19 protein-coding genes are annotated in these 18,578 nt (G+C 53.2%); 3 read left to right on the plus strand and 16 right to left on the minus strand.

Features of this window, described 5'->3' with window-relative positions; genetic code table 11:
* Nucleotides 1-87: 87 nt before the first annotated feature.
* From I2G69_RS10085 to I2G69_RS10105, 5 genes are all read right to left on the minus strand, one after another.
* A complete protein-coding gene (locus I2G69_RS10085; RefSeq protein WP_195560730.1) occupies nt 88-1,419 on the minus strand; it encodes a pyrimidine-nucleoside phosphorylase in 1,332 nt (443 codons plus the stop codon).
* Complete coding sequence (locus tag I2G69_RS10090; RefSeq protein WP_087229117.1) at nt 1,406-1,852, minus strand: cytidine deaminase; 447 nt, start codon at nt 1,850-1,852, stop codon at nt 1,406-1,408. Before I2G69_RS10090 ends, I2G69_RS10085 begins: the two co-directional genes overlap by 14 nt.
* 90 nt (nt 1,853-1,942) lie before the next feature.
* Nucleotides 1,943-2,608: a deoxyribose-phosphate aldolase gene (gene deoC, locus I2G69_RS10095; RefSeq protein WP_191362471.1), complete on the minus strand. Its 666-nt coding sequence runs from the start codon at nt 2,606-2,608 to the stop codon at nt 1,943-1,945.
* A 27-nt stretch (nt 2,609-2,635) separates the two neighbouring features.
* The gene (deoD, locus tag I2G69_RS10100) at nt 2,636-3,352 is read right to left on the minus strand and encodes a purine-nucleoside phosphorylase (protein WP_195560731.1); all 717 of its coding nucleotides are present in this window, start codon (nt 3,350-3,352) and stop codon (nt 2,636-2,638) included.
* Nucleotides 3,353-3,369: 17 nt separating this feature from the next.
* Nucleotides 3,370-4,545: a phosphopentomutase gene (locus I2G69_RS10105; RefSeq protein WP_191405154.1), complete on the minus strand. Its 1,176-nt coding sequence runs from the start codon at nt 4,543-4,545 to the stop codon at nt 3,370-3,372.
* A 423-nt stretch (nt 4,546-4,968) separates the two neighbouring features.
* Between I2G69_RS10105 and I2G69_RS10110 the strand changes: the two genes are divergently transcribed.
* Together I2G69_RS10110 and I2G69_RS10115 are read left to right on the plus strand one after the other, a co-directional pair.
* Nucleotides 4,969-5,394, plus strand: coding sequence for an Hsp20/alpha crystallin family protein (locus tag I2G69_RS10110; RefSeq protein ID WP_087229130.1), 426 nt, complete (start codon nt 4,969-4,971; stop codon nt 5,392-5,394).
* Between the two features lie 52 nt (nt 5,395-5,446).
* Nucleotides 5,447-5,869: an Hsp20/alpha crystallin family protein gene (locus I2G69_RS10115; protein WP_191405155.1), complete on the plus strand. Its 423-nt coding sequence runs from the start codon at nt 5,447-5,449 to the stop codon at nt 5,867-5,869.
* Nucleotides 5,870-6,017: 148 nt separating this feature from the next.
* Here the strand turns inward: I2G69_RS10115 and I2G69_RS10120 are convergent, their stop codons facing one another.
* The 7 genes from I2G69_RS10120 to I2G69_RS10150 form a co-directional block, all read right to left on the minus strand.
* Nucleotides 6,018-6,440 carry an RrF2 family transcriptional regulator gene (locus I2G69_RS10120; RefSeq protein ID WP_087229136.1) on the minus strand — a complete coding sequence of 141 codons (423 nt, stop codon included), beginning with the start codon at nt 6,438-6,440 and terminating at the stop codon, nt 6,018-6,020.
* Between the two features lie 14 nt (nt 6,441-6,454).
* The gene (rpoD, locus tag I2G69_RS10125; RefSeq protein ID WP_087229139.1) at nt 6,455-7,558 is read right to left on the minus strand and encodes an RNA polymerase sigma factor RpoD; all 1,104 of its coding nucleotides are present in this window, start codon (nt 7,556-7,558) and stop codon (nt 6,455-6,457) included.
* 12 nt (nt 7,559-7,570) lie between these two features.
* The gene (dnaG, locus tag I2G69_RS10130; RefSeq protein ID WP_195560732.1) at nt 7,571-9,337 is read right to left on the minus strand and encodes a DNA primase; all 1,767 of its coding nucleotides are present in this window, start codon (nt 9,335-9,337) and stop codon (nt 7,571-7,573) included.
* A gap of 24 nt (nt 9,338-9,361) precedes the next feature.
* The gene (locus I2G69_RS10135) at nt 9,362-10,360 is read right to left on the minus strand and encodes a deoxyguanosinetriphosphate triphosphohydrolase (RefSeq protein ID WP_087229145.1); all 999 of its coding nucleotides are present in this window, start codon (nt 10,358-10,360) and stop codon (nt 9,362-9,364) included.
* Nucleotides 10,361-10,516: 156 nt separating this feature from the next.
* Entirely contained in the window at nt 10,517-11,140 is a 624-nt protein-coding gene (locus I2G69_RS10140) for a YigZ family protein (RefSeq protein ID WP_191521142.1), read from the minus strand.
* An 84-nt stretch (nt 11,141-11,224) separates the two neighbouring features.
* A complete protein-coding gene (gene rpmE, locus I2G69_RS10145) occupies nt 11,225-11,434 on the minus strand; it encodes a 50S ribosomal protein L31 (RefSeq protein ID WP_054323125.1) in 210 nt (69 codons plus the stop codon).
* 97 nt (nt 11,435-11,531) lie between these two features.
* The gene (locus tag I2G69_RS10150; RefSeq protein ID WP_195451222.1) at nt 11,532-12,341 is read right to left on the minus strand and encodes a M15 family metallopeptidase; all 810 of its coding nucleotides are present in this window, start codon (nt 12,339-12,341) and stop codon (nt 11,532-11,534) included.
* A gap of 189 nt (nt 12,342-12,530) precedes the next feature.
* Between I2G69_RS10150 and pyk the strand changes: the two genes are divergently transcribed.
* Entirely contained in the window at nt 12,531-14,282 is a 1,752-nt protein-coding gene (pyk, locus tag I2G69_RS10155; protein ID WP_087229153.1) for a pyruvate kinase, read from the plus strand.
* 149 nt (nt 14,283-14,431) lie between these two features.
* On the opposite strand, the gene I2G69_RS10160 is transcribed toward pyk, so the two are convergent.
* The 4 genes from I2G69_RS10160 to I2G69_RS10175 all read right to left on the minus strand — a co-directional run bounded on the left by I2G69_RS10160 (nt 14,432) and on the right by I2G69_RS10175 (nt 18,436).
* Nucleotides 14,432-15,040: a sugar O-acetyltransferase gene (locus I2G69_RS10160; RefSeq protein WP_191362476.1), complete on the minus strand. Its 609-nt coding sequence runs from the start codon at nt 15,038-15,040 to the stop codon at nt 14,432-14,434.
* A gap of 194 nt (nt 15,041-15,234) precedes the next feature.
* Nucleotides 15,235-16,638 (minus strand): oxaloacetate decarboxylase subunit alpha, encoded by a 1,404-nt coding sequence (locus I2G69_RS10165; protein WP_191521144.1) that lies wholly within the window; start codon nt 16,636-16,638, stop codon nt 15,235-15,237.
* A gap of 43 nt (nt 16,639-16,681) precedes the next feature.
* Entirely contained in the window at nt 16,682-17,041 is a 360-nt protein-coding gene (locus tag I2G69_RS10170; protein ID WP_087229161.1) for a biotin/lipoyl-containing protein, read from the minus strand.
* Between the two features lie 39 nt (nt 17,042-17,080).
* The gene (locus I2G69_RS10175) at nt 17,081-18,436 is read right to left on the minus strand and encodes an acyl-CoA carboxylase subunit beta (protein WP_195560733.1); all 1,356 of its coding nucleotides are present in this window, start codon (nt 18,434-18,436) and stop codon (nt 17,081-17,083) included.
* Nucleotides 18,437-18,578: the final 142 nt, after the last annotated feature.

Genomic DNA, 18,578 nt, shown 5'->3' on the forward strand with positions numbered 1-18,578 from the left:
GGCTTTATGGTTGCTATTCTAACCATAAAAATTGGAAAACGCAAGGATTTCGCCCTATGTTATCCTCCCCTAAAATGTTGCCTGTTTCTAAGATCGATTGTCCACTTCAACCCCTTGGGCGGTGACACGCGCGTAAATCAACGCGGTTTGCTTCGGCCTTGCATCCTGAATGCTGAGGGCCTGTGTGAACGTTTGCTCCGCTGTCCGGCATTTCGACTCCTCCGAGGAATAGAAGGAGGCGAGCACCTCCCCTTTTCTCACAAAATCGCCGACCTTTTTACGCAAGACAATCCCCGCGCTGTAATCGATGGGGTCCTCCTTTTTCTCGCGTCCAGCGCCCAGCTCCATGGAAGCAATTCCGCACCGCTCCGTATCCATTGCATAGAGGAACCCTTCCCTTTGCGCCAAGACCTCATAACATACATTCGACCGATCGAATCTCGACGGGTCGTCCAGCACGCTTGTATCCCCACCCTGTGCCTGGACCATCTCTTTCAACTTCGCAAAGGCCTCCCCATTTGCAATCTGTTGCTTGGCCAAAGAACGGCATTGCGCCAATTCCCCTTTTTCCGCAAGCCAAAGCATATTGGCAGCCAGCTCGATACAGACCTCCGTCAGATCGGCCGGGCCGCGTCCCTGCAAGGTCTCACACGCCTCGCAAACCTCCAACGCATTCCCGATGGCACAACCCAAAGGACGGTCCATATCGGTGATGAGCGCCACTGTTCGGCGTCCCACATGCTCGCCGATGGACACCATCTCCTTTGCCAGCGCAATGGAGTCCTCCAGGGTCTTCATAAAGGCGCCGCTGCCGGTCTTGACATCCAGAAGGATTCGATCGGAGCCTGCGGCGATCTTTTTGCTCATAATGCTGGAAGCAATCAGCGGAATGCTGTTGACCGTAGCCGTCACATCGCGCAGCGCATAGAGCTTTTTATCCGCGGGGGCCAGGTTGCCGGATTGCCCAATTACGCTAACCCCCACCCGGCGGACAACGTCAAAAAAGGCCTCCCGATCCAGTGTGGTTCGGAATCCGGGGATGGATTCCAGCTTATCCACCGTCCCGCCGGTGTGCCCCAACCCGCGGCCGCTCATCTTGGCCACGCGCACGCCCAAAGAAGCGACAACCGGCGCCACGATCAGCGTGGTCTTATCCCCCACGCCGCCGGTGCTGTGTTTATCGACCTTGATCCCGTCGATTGAGGAAAGATCCACCAGGTCGCCGGATTGCGCCATACTCCTGGTGAGCGCTGCTGTCCCGTGTGGCGTCATCCCTTTTAGAAAAATCGCCATCAGCAGGGCGCTCGCTTGATAATCCGGAATCGCACCGCTCACATAGCCGTCGATAAAAAATTGAATCTCCTCGTCCGTCAGGATTCCCCCATCCCGCTTCTTCGCAAGGATATCATACATGCGCACAGCCCGCGCCTCCTTTCCCCCTGTTTAAATTCTCCGGGCCAAAGCCGAGCGGAAGAAGCTCTTCTAGCCGGTAGGACACCCAGTTATCCGGCCCGGAGGCAAGAATGACCCGAAAGGACGACGGGTCGCAGAATTCCCGCATCACCTGGCGGCATACCCCGCACGGCGGGCATGCCCGTTTGACCGGCGCGCCGGCGGGTCCTCCGGCAATCGCGATGGCAACAAAGTCGCGCTCCCCCTCGCTGACAGCCTTGAAAAACGCGGTCCGTTCCGCACAATTCGTCGGTGTATAGGAGGCGCATTCAATGTTACACCCCTGATAGACACGGCCTGTTCCTGTGAGCAGCGCCGCCCCCACCTGAAATTTGGAATACGGCGCATAGGCCCGCTCCCTGGCTCCCAGCGCTAAGCGGACCAATTCCTGATCTTCCATAAAAATGACACCCCTCCCCAGAGAGAACGCAGGCCGCCGCGGTTTTCTTCCCTGCGGCGGCCTTTTTTCTATCCTGCCGGTCTGCCCGGCTTAATCGCCGTGTGCCTCTTCCTGCTGGATCAATTTGACGATGCGGCTGGTGCCCAGCCGAGACGCCCCAAGCTCGATAAACCGCTCGGCATCCTCCAGCGAGGAAATCCCTCCTGCCGCCTTGATGCGCACCTGCGGGCCAACATACTTCCGGAATAGCGCCACATCGTCAAAGGTTGCGCCGCCCGTTGAAAAGCCTGTAGAGGTTTTGATGAAGTCCGCTCCGGATTCTGTGACAACCTGGCACATGCGGATCTTTTCTTCCTCGGTTAACAGGCAGGTTTCAACAATCACCTTCAAGATATGGCCGCCGCACGCCTGTTTGATCTGGCGGATCTCGTCAAGCTGCAAATCGTAAAGGCCGTCTTTGATATACCCGATATTAACCACCATATCAATCTCGTCCGCGCCGTTGGCAATGGCATCCTGCGTTTCAAACACCTTGGATGCCGTTGTGGAATACCCGTTTGGAAACCCGATGACCGTACATACAGCCATTCGATCTCCCACATACTCCTTGGCGCGTTTCACATAACTGGCGGGTATACAGACCGAGGCCGTCCCGTAGCGGATGGCTTCGTCGCAAATCCGTCGGATTTCCTTCCATGTCGCCGTTTGCGTGAGCAGGGTGTGGTCGACCATACTCAAAATTTTCTGACGGTCCATATGCATTCATCCTTTTCCCGTTTGAATTTATTCCGCGATTGCGAGCGCAATCTCCATCATTTCCCGGAAGCTGGTCTGCCGCTCCTCCGCCGAGAGGGATTCCCCGGTGAACGGGCAATCGGAAATGGTCAATAGGCAGAGCGCCCGCTTCCCCGCGCGTGCCGCATTCATATACAGCGCCGCAGACTCCATCTCCACGGCAAGCACGCCCATTTTCTTCCACGCGGGAAGGGCGTCGGGATCGTCCCCATAGAAGGTATCCGAAGACAGGACATTCCCCACAACCGTATGAATCTTATGTTTCTGCGCATACTGCACCGCCTTCTGCGCAAGCGTAAAATCTCCAATGGGTGCAAACGCACCCGGCAGGTGGAATTGCGAGCCATAATTGGAATCCGTACACGCGCCAATCCCAATCACGACGTCGCGCACATGTACGTGGTCCGCGATTCCCCCAGCGGAACCGATGCGGATGATGGTCTCCACGTTGTAAAAATGGTACAGCTCATACGAGTAGATGCCGATGGACGGCATCCCCATCCCACTGCCCATCACGGAAACGCGCTTTCCCTGGTAAGTGCCGGTATATCCCAGCATATTGCGCACCGTGTTAAAACAGACCGGGTTTTCCAGATACGTTTCTGCAATAAATTTCGCGCGGAGCGGGTCGCCCGGCATCAAAACGGTCTTGGCGATGTCGCCCGGATTGGCCGCGTTGTGCGGCGTCGGTGTAGTTGTAGCCATACAAATCCTCCTGTTTTTCAAAATGATTTTGTTATGATGTTTCCCAATTGCGATGTCCCTGTAATTTTCTGAGGGACGCCAAAGAAATCAAGAATCGTTGCGCCAATGTCCGCAAAAGTCGGCAGGGTTCCCAAGTTTGTTCCTGCCTTTACGTTTGGCCCTGCAATGATCCAAGGCGTATATTCCCGCGAATGATCCGTGGACGGCGTGCTTGGGTCGCACCCGTGGTCGGCGGTAATCATCAAAAGATCGTCTTCCCGCAGCCCCGCCAAAATTTCCGGGATCGCCCGGTCGACGGTTGTCAGGCCCTTTGCATAGCCCTCCACATCATTCCGGTGACCGTATAGCATGTCAAAGTCCACCAGGTTGATGAAGCAAAGCCCCTGAAAATCGCGCTTTGTCCACTCGATGGTCCGCGCAATGCCCTCGTCATTGCCGCCTGTGCGGATGGCCTTTGTAATCCCTCTTCCAGCGAATATATCATAGATTTTTCCGATTGCAATCACGTCAAATCCATTTTCGGAAAGCTGAGCCAGCATGGTGGTGCCCGGCGGAAGGAGCGAAAAATCATGGCGGTTCTTCGTGCGGACATAATTCGGATATTCGCCTGTAAACGGCCGTGCAATCACCCGCCCAACGCTGTGTTCCCCGGTCAACAGCTCCCGTGCAATCCGGCAATCGCGGTAAAGCTCCTCGACGGGCACCACCGCCTCATGCGCCGCGATTTGGAAGACACTGTCCGCAGAAGTATAAACAATCAGCGCGCCGGTTTCCACATGCTCTTTCCCATAGTCTTTGATTACTTCCGTCCCTGAATAGGGCCGGTTGCACAACACCTTTCGCCCCACACGGCGGCTGAATTCCGCCAGAAGATCCTGTGGAAAGCCGTTGGGGTACGTTGGAAGGGGTTTTGGGGACACAATGCCTGCAATTTCCCAATGGCCGATGGTGGTGTCCTTCCCTTTGGAGAGTTCCGTCATGCGTGCAAACGCTGCCGAAGGGTGCTCCACCGCCGGACGGCAGGTAACGCCATCGATATTAAAAAGGCCAAGCTGCTGCATATGGGGCATGGAAAAATAGGGGCTTTTCGACGCTGCGGCCAGCGTATTGCTTCCCGCGTCGCCATACTGTGCAGCGTCCGGCATTTCTCCAATCCCCACACTGTCCAGCACCATCAAAAAAACGCGCTTCATAATATGCCTCCTATAGATTTTCGATCGACAGGTCTTAAAATATGCTTTGTATTTCTTAAATAATCATTATAGTACAGTCTTCCTAAATTGACTATCATTTTGCAGGAAAAACTTGAAACAACTGTGTTCTCCGCTATGTTCAAGACATATATTTCTGTCTTCTGAAAGGGCCTTCATCGAGATCGTATTTTCAAAATCTGTGCCATTTATATTTTAGCACTCTTAAGTATAGAGTGCTAAAATTAACAGTTTGTTCGCAATTTTGAAAAACATTTTTAACAACCCGACCCTATACTAAAAAGCGTAGACAGCAAGAGAGCCAAAGAGGAAAGAAGGTGGTTCGCTTGAAAAGACTTTCTTGCAGAACCCACAATCCATTACATTGATAGAAAATGATAGAAGCCGTTAAGGAGGTTATGACTTATGTTTGATTTGATTCCTTTTGAACATAGAAACAATGATTTATTCCGCTATTTTGATGATATGGAACGTGCATTCTTCGGCGGCAACACCGACATCGCACCTTGCAAGACCGATATTCTCGATGAAGGCAACCGCTTTGTTTTGAAGGCCGACCTGCCGGGCTTCAAAAAGGAAGACATTCACCTCGACATCGAAGGCGACCGTTTGACGATCTCCGCGGAACACTCGGAAGAAAACAAAACGGAAGATCAGAAGAACAATTTTATCCGTCGCGAAAGACGGTATGGTTCCATGAGCCGCAGTTTTGATATTTCGTCCATCGACGCCGATCATATCGAGGCAAAATTTGAAAACGGCGTTTTGGAGCTGGATCTGCCTAAGAAGCAGGAGACGGTTCCCGCAAACCATCGGATTGAAATTCAGTAATGGCCAGTATTCCATTGCATGATTACAAAAGAACAAAACGGAGGGTTTTATCATGTTTGATTTGATTCCATTTGAGCGCAGAACCAGCAATCTTTTCAATTATCTCGACCAAATGAACCGCGCTTTCTGGGGCAATTCGGAGAGCAGCGTCGTTCCGTGCAGCACCGATATCATCGACCAGGGCAATCAGTACCTGCTGCGGACCGATCTTCCTGGATACAACAAAGAAGATATCCATATCGACATGGACGGCGACCGGATGACCATTTCCGCACAGCATAAAGAGGAAACGCAAACGGATGACAACACCTACATCCGCCGCGAAAGACGGTATGGTTCTATGAGCCGTAGCTTTGATGTCTCCGGGATCGACACAAGCGGTATCCAGGCGAAATATGAAAATGGTGTATTGGAGCTGACTTTGCCAAAGAAGGAGGCGACGGTCGCTCCAAACCGCCGCATTGAAATTCACTAATACGGGTGTATCCTCCAGTTTTCTAAAAGAAGGGCTATGAACGCCCCTGGCAAAACACCGTATCGACAAAATCCCCCGGTGCAGCCTTACGCTGCACCGGGGGATTTTTATCATCACGCCTGATTCCTGATTTCTATATGTACAAAGTTCACGATTTTTCCGTCGAACTAGGGTGGCCGGCTCCCGAAACATCCGCAAAGGTGTAAGAATCCAGCTTCTGCCGGACAATTTCCGAAATTTCGTTGTAAATCTCATGAAACCGGCAGCTCGCCGTATGGGTACAAGCATATTCTCCCTGCTGACAACGGCTGATCATATAGGGGCCTTCCACGGATTCAATGACCCGGCGCAGGGTGATCTCCCCCGCCGGATGCGCCAACATGTATCCGCCGTGAGCGCCTTTGTAGGAAATCATGATGTCGTCCGCCACCAGCTTGCGCAGGATCTTCAGGGCAAAGCGCAGAGGCACATGCGTTTCTTCCGAGATCGTCCGCGCATCCACCTTTTGATTGGCCGCCGCGAGAAATTCCACGATCCGCACCGCATAGTCCGCCTCCAGGGTCATGTGCATCGCTTGTCCACCTCTTAGTCCAAAAAGTCTTTCAGCTTTTTGCTGCGGCTCGGGTGGCGAAGCTTGCGCAGGGCCTTGGCTTCGATCTGGCGGATGCGTTCACGGGTGACATTGAACTCCTTGCCTACCTCTTCCAACGTGCGGGAGCGGCCGTCCTCCAGGCCAAAGCGCAGGCTGAGCACCTTTTCCTCGCGGGGGGTGAGGGTGTCCAGTACATCCGCAAGCTGTTCCTTCAAAAGGGTATGGGAGGCTGCGTCCTGCGGGGCGGGGGCGTCGTCATCGGGGATGAAATCCCCCAAATGGCTGTCCTCCTCTTCGCCGATCGGCGTTTCCAAAGAGACGGGTTCCTGCGCAACCCGCATGATCTCCCGCACCTTGTCCACCGGCATGTCCAATTCGGCGGAGATCTCCTCCGCGCTCGGCTCGTGCCCGTTGGTGTGCAGCAGCTGGCTGGAGACTTTCTTTACCTTGTTGATGGTCTCCACCATATGGACCGGGATACGGATGGTCCTCGCCTGGTCCGCTATCGCGCGGGTGATCGCCTGCCGGATCCACCACGTCGCATAGGTGGAAAATTTAAAGCCCTTGGTATAGTCGAACTTCTCCACCGCCTTGATCAGGCCCAGGTTGCCCTCCTGAATCAGGTCCAAGAACTGCATCCCACGGCCCAGATAGCGCTTGGCAATGCTGACGACCAAGCGCAAGTTGGCCTCTGACAGGCGCTTTTTCGCCGCTTCATCCCCCTCCTTGATCCGGATAGCCAGGTCGATTTCCTCTTCCGGGGAAAGCAGCGGCACGCGGCCGATCTCTTTCAAATACACCTTTACAGGGTCGTCAATCGCAATGCCCTCGGTGCTGAGGCTGGATTCCAGATTTTCGTCGGAGGCAGCTTCGGCGGCAAAGTCGATGTCGTCCAAGGGAGCGTCTGCAAAGTCCTCGATAATTTCCACTCCCTGCGCTTCCAATGTGTCGTAAAATTTTTCAATCTGTTCCGGCTCAAAGTCCAGCTCGCCAAGAGCGTCGAGAATCTCTTTTGTAGAGAGCTGCCCTTTTGCCTTTCCCTGTTCAATCAATTCTCGAATGACCGTTTTCTTGTCCGGTGTTGCTCCTGTTCCCATTTGTAAATCCCCCTATTTCTTCTTCGCCTTTAGTTCCGCCAGATACGCTTCAATGCTCTGCGTCGGAACCGAGGCGGCATCCTCCAGGCGGAGTTTTGCATGTTCCTGTTCAATAACTTCGATATATTCCTGTGCATCCTGCCAAGTGGCGGATACATCGTGATATTTGGCAAAAATGCGGGCGATTGCTCCGATTTCATCCACGGAGAATTCCCCCGAAATATCTGTAAGGCTATAGTCCTTGCCATCCATAATTTTCCCCATAATCACCTGATATACGCGGCGATTAAACGAAGTGGAAAATTTTTCAGGCGGCAAACGGGTATAAATCTCTTTGGCATGGTCGGGATATTTGACCACATAGGCAAGCAACGCTTCTTCTGCGCTGGCAGCCCGCAAGTGTTTGACCTTTTCGGGGTTGATGTCGTCCCCAATCCCAGCGGTCTGCTGCTGAAAGGTGCGAAATTGCTTTTGCTGCTGTTGCTTCTGGCGCTTTTTGCTGTTTTTGTCCACCTGCGTCATGATGGCGGAGCGGTCGATGCCGATTTCCTCTGCAAGCCTTCCCGCATAGACCTCCTGCTCCATGCGGTTGTCCAAGGTAGCCAAGAGCTCTGCTGCGCCGGTCAAATAGGCGACGCGCCCGTCCGCGCTCTCCATATTGCAATTCCTTCGGATCTTCGCCAAGCGGTATTCGAGGTCATTCCCGCAGGAGTCCAAAAGCTGTTTAAAGCGGGCAGGCCCCTGTTCCCCATAGGAGCGTATGTACTCGTCCGGGTCCTTGCCGCCCACGATATTGAGCACCTTCACCAGCAACCCGGCTTCGCGAAGCATCGGGATTGCCCGCGCCGTGGCCTTTTGGCCCGCTTCATCCGCGTCGTAGCAGATCACCACTTCTTTCGCATAGCGGGACATCAGGCGCGCTTGCTCCATGGTCAAAGCCGTCCCAAGCGTGGCGACCGCATTGGTAAACCCCGCTTGATGCAGGGAAATCACGTCCATATAGCCCTCGGCCAGAATCAGCTGCTGGCCTCCCTGGTTCTTTGCAAAATTGAGCGCAAACAGGGCGTCACTTTTGCGAAAAACCAGCGTATCGGAAGTATTCAAATATTTGGGTTTTGCATCGGTGAGCACACGCCCGCCAAATGCAATGACATTGCCGCGCAGGTCGATGATCGGATACATCACCCGGCCGAAAAAGCGGTCCAATGCACGTCCACTGCGCCCTTTAAACGCTACATTCGCCTGGATCATCTCCGCCTCTTGATAACCCTTCTTGGCTAGAAAGTCCACCAAGGCAAAGCGGGACGGCGGCGAATACCCCAGCCCAAAGTGACGGATGGTCGCTTGCGTCAACCCGCGGCCGCGCAGATAGGAAAGCCCCGCCGCGCCCTGCTCAGACATTAGCACGGAATGATAGAACCGCGCCGCCTCGCGATTGATTTCCAAGATCCGCGCGCGCAGCTTTGCCATCCCATCGTCCACGCGGTCCTCCGGCACCTGCAAGCCGGCACGCTGTGCGAGGAAGCGCACCGCTTCCATGTAGTCCAAATTCTCGATGCGGCGGATAAAGGTGATGACATCCCCGCCCACACCGCAGCCAAAGCAATAAAACGAGCCGTTTTCCGCGTACACATTGAAAGACGGCGTTTTCTCATGGTGAAAGGGACACAGCCCGACCATATTCCTGCCGCTGCGCCGCAGGCTGACATACGAAGACACCACATCGACAATATCGCTGCGCATCTTCAGCTCCTGCAAAAAAGCTTCCGGCAAAGGCATTGCCATTCCTCCGATTCAATTCCATCAATAGTGACTCCACGCCTCCGGGATGTAAATATTCTCAAACAGACGGATGGCATAATGATCTGTCATACCTGCGAGATAATCGCAGGCGGCACGCTCACACCCCTCCTCTTCCGCAATACGCTTCATGTCCTCCGGAAGGTGATCAGGGTTTTTTAAGTAGGTAAAGAGGATTTCGATCAAGGTTGGGACCTTTTTCTCCTCCCCCTTCGCGTAGGGATTATAATAAACCTGTTGGTACATAAACGTATTCAGCTCGTCAAAAGCTTCCTGGCATTCGGGGTCCATGCGGATCTGCCCGTCCTGGCTGTTATCCACCACCGCATTGACCAAGCGGTTGATCCGGGCGGACTTGCTCGTCCCTAAGAGGTCCGTGATCGCTTTGGGAATCTGCGATTCCTCCAAAACACCGGCCCGCTCCGCATCGTCGATGTCGTGGTTGATATAGGCAATGCGGTCTGCATAGCGCACGATCCGCCCCTCTAGCGTAGCGGCCTCCTGTCCGTGCGTGTGGTGCAATATACCGTCGCGCACCTCTTTGGTCAGGTTGAGCCCTGCGCCATTCTTTTCCAGCTTTTCCACCACACGGACACTCTGCTCGTAGTGGCGGAACCCACCGGGCAGAATCTCATTCAGCGCCCGCTCCCCGGCATGTCCAAACGGCGTATGCCCGAGGTCGTGGCCCAAAGAGATCGCCTCCGTCAAATCCTCATTCAACCGCAGTGCCCTCGCAATCGTGCGCGCAATCTGCGCAACCTCCAACGTATGGGTCAGGCGCGTCCGATAGTGGTCGCCCTCCGGAGACAAAAAGACCTGCGTCTTTCTCTTCAAGCGGCGGAATGCCTTACAGTGGATAATCCGGTCCCGGTCCCGCTGATAAGGCGTGCGGAGCTCACACTCCTCTTCCGGGCGGTCCCTGCCCTTTGTGTTGCGTGAAAGAGCGGCATACGGCGATAGCGTCTGTTCTTCGATCTGTTGGGTCCGTTCTCTGACATTCATATCCGGCGCACCTTCTTTCCTACAAAGATCGGACCAGTCTCTGGAAAATGTCCCCCGCAAGATTCTATTCCTTTTTCCATAAGCGGGCAGATCTCTCCAAAGAACCTGTCGCTATTTATTTTATACGCGGCAAAGAGCAAATTTCCTGCATAATTTTTATAAAACCTGAAAAAATTTTTTGCCCTCCTCCTGCACCTCAACGGAGCCGCAGGTCGCGTCCGCCAACTTTGGCCGCATACGCCCCAAATCGACGTCGGTCAGATGGAAATACATCGTTACACGTTCGCCAAACACAGTATCATCTACCGTCCCGCCGCATTCCGGGATCAACGCCTGCAGCCGTCCATATTGGTTATAGTCGCAGGAAAGCGATGCCATAATGCATTCACGCATGGTGACAATCCCCGCAGCTTCCAGCGCAATGGAAGCCCCATGCGAATAGGCGCGCACCAAGCCGCCCGCGCCCAGCAACACGCCGCCAAAATACCGCGTAACCACCACGACGGTGTCCGTGACGCCGGACTTTTGCAGGACATCCAGGGTGGGAATCCCCGCTGTCCCCTGGGGTTCGCTGTCGTCGGAATAGCGCTTGATCTGCCCGTCACGCAAGCAATATGCATAGACATTGTGGGTCGCATCCCAATATTTCGCCTTCATCTCATTGATGAAGGCAACGGCCTCTTCTTCGGTCTTTACAGGGGCCGCATGGCCGATAAAACGCGAGCGGCGTTCCACAAACGCATCCTCCGCCCGCTTCAGAACGGTTTTATACTCTGTCATAACGCGCCTCCGATGGATTCAGAAAAAGCAGAAGGCGACGCAAAATCACTTTGCGCCGCCCAGTTCATCAAAAAGAAACCCGAATTATTTTTTGTCCTGCATGCCATAACGCTTTTTGAACATATCAACACGACCGCTCGTATCGACCAGCTTCTGCTTACCAGTAAAGAACGGATGGCATTTGGAGCATATTTCAACGCGGATGTTTTCCTTCGTGGATCTCGTCTCAATCACGTTGCCGCAAGCGCAGGTAATCGTCGTTTCTTTGTACTTCGGATGGATCGCTTCCTTCATTTCTGTCACCTCTTTCACCCAAACTGCAACCTAACGTTTGAATTTTAACATAGAACGACTAAAAATGCAAGTGGTAATCCCACAATTTTTCTGCAATTCAATTTGCCGACTGTTGGCGGATGTACTGTGCGTATTCCTCCAAACACATGGAGTATTCCCGCATCTTGACCGCATTCTCCGTTCCAACATACCGGAAGCAAGAAGGCGTATAGGCGGTCCCGGTGGCGCTGGTCTTGTTCTCTGGGTAACGGAGCACGAATCCATAGTTCACACAATTTCGCATCAGCCATTGGTACGCCTGGGACTGCTCAAAAGGCACATCCTCTCCGGATGAAGAAAAGTCCACCAGCATCCCCGTCTGCCGTTCGTTGTAACCGCCGCGGCCGACCGTCTTCTCCGCCTGGTCTTCTGCGCGCACACGGCTGTATCCCTCCTGCTCCATCAGCTGCTGCACGGCCGCCTGGTACTGGGCATCCTGCTCCTCTTTGGAAATATAGCCCCCTGCGATCTCCAAGGCGATTCCATCTGCCCGCGCATCCTCCACCATTTTTGAAAGGGCTTCCACAATGCGCTCCTCGAAGGAGAATCCCTCGTATTCCTCCAATTGGACCGTAAAGTCATCCGGAAGCGGCGTGTCCAGATTCACCACCACCAGGTTAAACGTATTGTCATATACGGGTAATTCCGCTTCCGACGAAACCGGCGGCTGGGAAGACACAGGCGCACTGCTCGGTTCTTCCGCAAACGGCTGCTCAATCTCTATCCAGGCCAAAACAGCTCCAGCCGCTATGGAAATGCACAGCGCAACCACAACAAAGGTCATCACAATTTTTATTTTACGCACTTGGTCCGCCTTTTTCCAACCGGCGCGCGATTTGACCACCTTTTCCCCTTTGTTCTTGCGCATCCCATCATCCCCTTTCCACAAGAAAAAATCCATTTTTGTACTTATTGTATCGCGAAACCTAATTTTTTTCAATAAATAGGCATTTCCTTGTACAGGAAATGGAAATAATAATTTGGGATTGCTTTCTTGACGCAACATCTAGTATACTATATATTGAAATAATTTTAAATTTCAAGGATGGCGTTATTTATGAGAAAGACAAAAATTATCTGTACGCTTGGACCTGCGACGGACAATGAATCGGTTCTGCGGGAATTGATGCTTGCAGGGATGGACGTCGCCCGCCTGAACTTTTCTCATCAAACCAATGCAGAGCAAAAAGTCCGGATCGACATGGTTAAAAAACTTCGTGAAGAGCTAAATCTTCCGGTTGCGCTCCTTTTGGACACCAAGGGTCCGGAAATTCGCACGGGGAACTTCTCCCAGAAAAAGGTCACACTGAAAGAAGGGCAAACCTTTACACTGACAACCCGTGATGTGGAAGGCGACGACAAAATCGTCAGCATCACCTTCCCGCGCCTGCCCCAGGAAGTGGCAACCGGCTCGAAGATTCTGATCGATGATGGCCTGATTGAATTGCGCGTGGACTCCTGTACGGATACCGACATCATCTGCACCGTTGTGAACGGAGGCGACGTCTCCTCCCATAAGGGCATCAACGTCCCTGGCGCGCATCTCTCGCTTCCTTTCATCAGCGAAAAAGATAAAGAGGACCTCGCCTTTGGCGTGGAACAGGGCTTCGACTTTATTGCGGCTTCGTTCACCCGCACGGCCCAGGATATCCTCGACCTGCGCGCAGAATTGGAAAAGCACGATTGCCATAACATCCGCATCATCGCAAAAATCGAAAATGCGGACGGCGTCGATAACATCGATGAGATCCTCCGGGTTTCCGATGGCATTATGGTCGCCCGTGGCGACCTCGGCGTTGAGATCCCTCTGCAGGAAATTCCAGTCATCCAAAAGAAACTGATTAAAAAGGGCTATAATGCTGGCCTTCAGGTGATCACCGCCACGCAGATGCTCGACTCCATGATGAAGAACCCGCGTCCTACCCGCGCCGAGGCAACCGACGTTGCCAATGCAATCTATGATGGCACCAGCGCGATTATGCTTTCCGGTGAAACGGCCGCGGGCAAGTACCCGATCCAGGCGCTCAAAACCATGTCTACCATTGCGGAACGTACGGAAGAGGATATCGACTACAAAGGGCGTTTCAAAAAGCGCGATATCGACGAACAGCCGAACGTGACCTCTGCAATTTCCCATGCCACCGTTACAACCGCGCACGATCTCGGCGCTGTAGCGATCATGACTGTATCCAAATCCGGTAAGACTGCGCGCATGATTTCGAAATACCGTCCGTGCTGTCCCATTATCAGCGGCACAACAGACCCCACGGTCCTCCGTCAGATGAACCTCTCCTGGGGCGTCATCCCGATCATGGTGGACGAAAAAGACAACACGGATGAGCTGTTCAACCACGTCGTAGACGTTGCACGCAACAGGGGCCTCGTGAAAAACGGCGACTTGACCGTTATCACTGCCGGCGTACCGCTCGGAGTCTCCGGCACCACCAACCTTTTGAAGGTTCAGCTGGTTGGCGACGTTCTTCTCTCTGGCATGGGTGTGACGAAAAACATTGCTTGCGGCAATCTTTGCGTCTGCAATAATGAAGAGGAAGCGCTCGCCAAGTTTAAAACCGGCGATATTCTGGTCATCCCGCAAACGACCAACCGGGTGCTCAACTTGATGAAGTCTGCAACCGGTATTATCACCGAGCAGGGCGGCGCCAACTCGCATGCAGCGATCGTCGGGCTTGCGCTGGATAAGCCGGTCATTGCCGGCGCGGAACATGCCACACAGATTCTGAAAAGCGGCACGACGGTTACGCTGGATGCATCCCGTGGCATTGTTTTCAGCGGAATTACACAGCAATAAATCATATAGACGCATTCGATTCAACAGAAAGCCTGTACCGACTACAACAGCGGTACAGGCTCTTATTTTGTCTTCCCTGGCCAAGCATTCCTGGAAGACATCTCTTATAAAATAATATGGAATTGCCAAAGGGCTTTTCCTTAAACCCTTTACTCCGTGCGTCCTACGTCATTGATCCTGCGGATCACGCGGCAGGGATTGCCGACCGCGACGCAGTTTTCCGGAATATCCTTTGTTACGACGCTTCCCGCTCCGATCACGCTCCCTCTTCCAATTCTTACGCCAGGCAAGAGGATGGCACCTCCGCCAATCCAGCAACCGTCCCCGATCGTCACTGGAAGCGCGTATGTCCTGCAAAAATATTCGCCGCTCTCCGGGTCCCAATCGGGCGTCAGGCGCTCCTTCAGCTCCACCGGATGTGTCGCTGTATAAATCTGCACATTTGATGCAATCAGCACATTGTTACCAATTTCAATCCGATTGCAATCCACAAAGGTACAGTTCATATTGATCGAGACATTGTTGCCAAGGTAGATATTGCATCCATAATCGCATGTGAAAGAGCTTCCAATGGATACATTGGACCCGATTCCGCCCAACATCTCCTCTAAAATTTTCCGTTTCTGTTCCTTCTGATCGTATGGCAGGGCATTGTAGGCGGCTAAAAGCCTCCGTGCCTTGCTCTTGAAGCCCAAAAAGATGGGCGCGTGGCAATCATACCATTCCCCCGCCATACATTTCTCCCATTCATTTTTCATGAATATCACACTTTCCCTTCTCTCGATCTGCAAAGCAACCATGTATAAAACTATCCCGGAACAATTTTGCGGCTTTTCTATCCTATGCAAGCATGTGCAGCATCAATCCCTCACTCCATTCCCTATATGATAGAAGATGTCCCAAAGCAAGCAGAACCATCTGTTGCCCTGAGACACCTTCAATCTTTATGCAATTATACAGGATGTACCTGCTTTTCCGCATTGGACAGCGCGCTGTTGATGCCATATTCCGCATCCCTACGCTTTTTAAAGAAATCCAATGCCACCTTCGGGAACTGTGCATAGGAGAGCACGTCTTCCTCCTGCTCAGACCACTCGGCAATCTCTGAACGAAGCTTCTCCAGCTCCGGCTCCAGCAAGTCAGCCGGGCGGCAGGTGATCGGCTTCTCGTCGCCAATGATCTTCTTGCGGAACTCCGGATCGATGGTCACCGGCGTAGTACCGTATTTCCCAGCGACAAGATCCTTGAATTCCTTTGTGCACATCTTATAGCGTTCGCCGGTGATGACGTTATACACTGCCTGTGTACCGACAATCTGCGAGGTCGGCGTAACCAGCGGCGGATAACCGGCGTCCTTGCGCACGCGCGGCACCTCTTTGAGCACGTCTTCGAGCTTATCCGCCTTGCCCGCCTGCTTCAGCTGGGACAACAGGTTGGACAGCATGCCGCCTGGTACCTGATACACCAACGCTTTGGTGTTGGTCGCCAGCATGGACGGGTCCAGCAGGCCGCTTTCAATATACTTCGCACGCAACGGCATGAAATACTCGCGAATTTCATTCAACAATTTAAGGTCAAGCCCGGTATCGTATTTGGTACCCTGGAGGGCTGCCACCATGGACTCGGTGGGCGCATGGGAAGTGCCCAGCGCCAATGGCGACATCGCCGTGTCGATCATATCCACACCGGCCTCAATGCCCTTCAGCATGCACATGCAAGCCAAGCCGGATGTATAATGCGTATGCAATTGGATCGGAATCTTTACCGCATCCTTCAACGCCTTGACCAAGTCATAGGTCTCATAGGGAGTGAGCAAAGCGGCCATATCCTTGATGCAGATGGAATCCGCACCCGCATTTTCAATGCGCTTCGCGTATTTCACATAATAGTCCGTGGTAAAGACCGGACCGGTGGTATAGGAAATGGCAACCTGCGCATGGCCGCCTTCCTTTTTCGCCGCGCGGATGGCGGTCTGTAAATTCTTAATATCGTTCAGCGCGTCAAAAATACGGATGATGTCGATGCCGTTTGCAATGGAACGCTGCACCAGATATTCTACAACATCGTCCGCATAGTGGCGGTATCCCAGCATATTCTGGCCGCGGAACAGCATTTGCAACTTGGTATGCGGGCAATGCTTGCGGATGGTGCGCAAACGCTCCCATGGATCTTCATTCAAAAAGCGCAAGCAGGCGTCATAAGTCGCGCCGCCCCAGCATTCCAACGAATGATAGCCGACCTGATCCAGCTTTTCCAAAATCGGCAACATATCGCCGATCGGCATTCTGGTGGCAATCAGGGACTGGTGCGCGTCACGAAGTACCACTTCGGTAATTCCAATTTTTTTATTAGCCATAGTTTTGATATGTCCCTCCTAAATGTTATTCAATGAAAAGCTCTTACTGGAGGGAAACAAGCGCCGTTCCGGACTCAACGCTGTCGCCCTTGTTGACATGGACAGCCGCAACGGTCGCGTCATGGGGTGCCATAATCTCATTTTCCATCTTCATCGCTTCCAAAATCACCAGGATGTCGCCCTTCTTGACCGCCTGGCCAACCTTTACATCAATGGACATAATCGTGCCCGGCATGGGAGAAGAAATGACCTCTGCGCCGGCAGCCGGCGCAGGCGCTTTCGGAGCGGGAGCCGCCTTGGGTGCCGGAGCGGCAGCCGGGACCGCAGGAGCAGCACCGCCGCTGACCTCTTCCACCTGCACATCATAAGGCGTGCCGTTTACCGTAATTCTGAGCGTTTTCATATTGTGATCCTCCTGACAGTAATGACAAAATTTTAATGCTTAGATCTGAATATTCGAATGCTTCTTCGGCAATCTGGAAACGCGCTTTCCTTCCAACATTTCAAGGTTGGCAATCACTTTCACGCGCGTTTCGGCCGGGTCAATGATATCTTCAATAAAGCCTTCGGCAGCCGCTGCAAACGGCGTTGCCTCGGTTGCTTTGTATTCCTCAATCAGCTTGTTGCGGGCCTCTTTGGTATTCCCGGATTTCTTCAGCCGGTCGCTCCACAGGAACATCGCCGCTGTCTGCGGCGCCAACGGGCAAACAACCGCATTAGCCCAGGCCATCGTGTAGTCGGCATTCGCACCGCGTCCAGCAATTGCAACATACACCGGGCCATATGCTTCGCCCGTGATCACGGTAATCTTTGCCGTGGTCGCCTCCGAATAGGCGTTGCTTAACTTCGACGCTTCACGCACCGAAGTGAACTCTTTCGCATCCACCAGCGTGACCACCGGGATGGAAAACGCATCGCAGAAACGAACAAACCGCGCCGCTTTGGAGCAGGAATCTACGTCCAGCACCCCGTTCAATGCAGTAACGCCCACTGTAGAGCCACCAATCTGCGTCAGACCTGTGACCGCAGATGTGCCAAACGCACCGTTTAACTCCATAAAGCTTCCTTTGTCGGAAATCGCCTCTACGATCTTCTTTGTATCCGCTCCGGCTGTGATAGCCGTATCCGAAGGATCGGAAGATTCAAACACCGGCGCGCCGGCCAAATTATTGGAAGGCAAAACGGCAAGTAACTTGCGTACCTGCATCATTGCCTCCTGATCGTCTTTCGCCACCACATGGCAGATGCCCAGCTTTGCGGCATCTTCCGCCGTACCGTCTTTGCCCGTGGTATCAATCGTCAGCTGCGCCTTTTTCGTCATGACAACAATATCGGCACTCGCCGCGATCATTGCAGAAGTGCCCAGGCAGGGGCCAAGCACAAGGGAAATCTGCGGAACAACACCGGAAAGGTTGTTGTTTCCCAATAAGATCTCCCCATAGGCGGCCAGCATATCCGCCCCTTGGTTTAAGCGGCCTCCGATGGAATCGTAGATCCCCACCACCGGCGAGCCGGTCTTGACCGCCAAATCATAAATCTTTTTGATCTTCGCTGCCTGCGCCTTCGACATTGCGCCGCCATCCACATCGCTGTTCTGGACAAAGGCGTACGCCGGGCAACCATCCACTTCGCCGTAGCCGGCAACTACTTCTGCAGAGCCGTCGCCCGATTTTGCAAAGCTGTCAACCTCATTAAAGGTTCCTTCGTCAAACAAAGCGGTGATACATTGGAACCCCTTTGTTTTTGCCGCGGCCTCACGAAAAGCCCGCAGCTGTTCTGCACTGCTTCCTGTGCTCATGATGATAACTCCTCCATTCTATCGATTGGTGCCACCCTGCTTGTCCACCAGAACAACGGAGCAGAGCAGATAAAAATTCCATAAAAACATTCCGCAATAAAATAAATAGATTATTACAATTGTTTTTATTATAATATATTCC

Source organism: Anaeromassilibacillus sp. D41t1_190614_C2 (assembly GCF_015558525.1).
Lineage (GTDB): Bacteria > Bacillota > Clostridia > Oscillospirales > Acutalibacteraceae > Anaeromassilibacillus > Anaeromassilibacillus stercoravium.

Excerpts from the sequence above, each read along its gene's own strand:
- I2G69_RS10175 (WP_195560733.1), bottom strand. The coding sequence starts at position 18,436 with ATGAGCACAGGAAGCAGTGCAGAACAGCTGCGGGCTTTTCGTGAGGCC.
- I2G69_RS10120 (WP_087229136.1), bottom strand. The coding sequence starts at position 6,440 with ATGCACATGACCCTGGAGGCGGACTATGCGGTGCGGATCGTGGAATTT.
- I2G69_RS10170 (WP_087229161.1), bottom strand. The coding sequence starts at position 17,041 with ATGAAAACGCTCAGAATTACGGTAAACGGCACGCCTTATGATGTGCAG.
- I2G69_RS10115 (WP_191405155.1), top strand. The coding sequence starts at position 5,447 with ATGTTTGATTTGATTCCATTTGAGCGCAGAACCAGCAATCTTTTCAAT.
- deoC (WP_191362471.1), bottom strand. The coding sequence starts at position 2,608 with ATGGACCGTCAGAAAATTTTGAGTATGGTCGACCACACCCTGCTCACG.
- I2G69_RS10105 (WP_191405154.1), bottom strand. The coding sequence starts at position 4,545 with ATGAAGCGCGTTTTTTTGATGGTGCTGGACAGTGTGGGGATTGGAGAA.
- I2G69_RS10165 (WP_191521144.1), bottom strand. The coding sequence starts at position 16,638 with ATGGCTAATAAAAAAATTGGAATTACCGAAGTGGTACTTCGTGACGCG.
- I2G69_RS10140 (WP_191521142.1), bottom strand. The coding sequence starts at position 11,140 with ATGACAGAGTATAAAACCGTTCTGAAGCGGGCGGAGGATGCGTTTGTG.
- I2G69_RS10160 (WP_191362476.1), bottom strand. The coding sequence starts at position 15,040 with ATGAAAAATGAATGGGAGAAATGTATGGCGGGGGAATGGTATGATTGC.
- pyk (WP_087229153.1), top strand. The coding sequence starts at position 12,531 with ATGAGAAAGACAAAAATTATCTGTACGCTTGGACCTGCGACGGACAAT.
- I2G69_RS10090 (WP_087229117.1), bottom strand. The coding sequence starts at position 1,852 with ATGGAAGATCAGGAATTGGTCCGCTTAGCGCTGGGAGCCAGGGAGCGG.
- deoD (WP_195560731.1), bottom strand. The coding sequence starts at position 3,352 with ATGGCTACAACTACACCGACGCCGCACAACGCGGCCAATCCGGGCGAC.
- rpoD (WP_087229139.1), bottom strand. The coding sequence starts at position 7,558 with ATGGGAACAGGAGCAACACCGGACAAGAAAACGGTCATTCGAGAATTG.
- I2G69_RS10135 (WP_087229145.1), bottom strand. The coding sequence starts at position 10,360 with ATGAATGTCAGAGAACGGACCCAACAGATCGAAGAACAGACGCTATCG.
- dnaG (WP_195560732.1), bottom strand. The coding sequence starts at position 9,337 with ATGCCTTTGCCGGAAGCTTTTTTGCAGGAGCTGAAGATGCGCAGCGAT.
- rpmE (WP_054323125.1), bottom strand. The coding sequence starts at position 11,434 with ATGAAGGAAGCGATCCATCCGAAGTACAAAGAAACGACGATTACCTGC.
- I2G69_RS10110 (WP_087229130.1), top strand. The coding sequence starts at position 4,969 with ATGTTTGATTTGATTCCTTTTGAACATAGAAACAATGATTTATTCCGC.
- I2G69_RS10150 (WP_195451222.1), bottom strand. The coding sequence starts at position 12,341 with ATGCGCAAGAACAAAGGGGAAAAGGTGGTCAAATCGCGCGCCGGTTGG.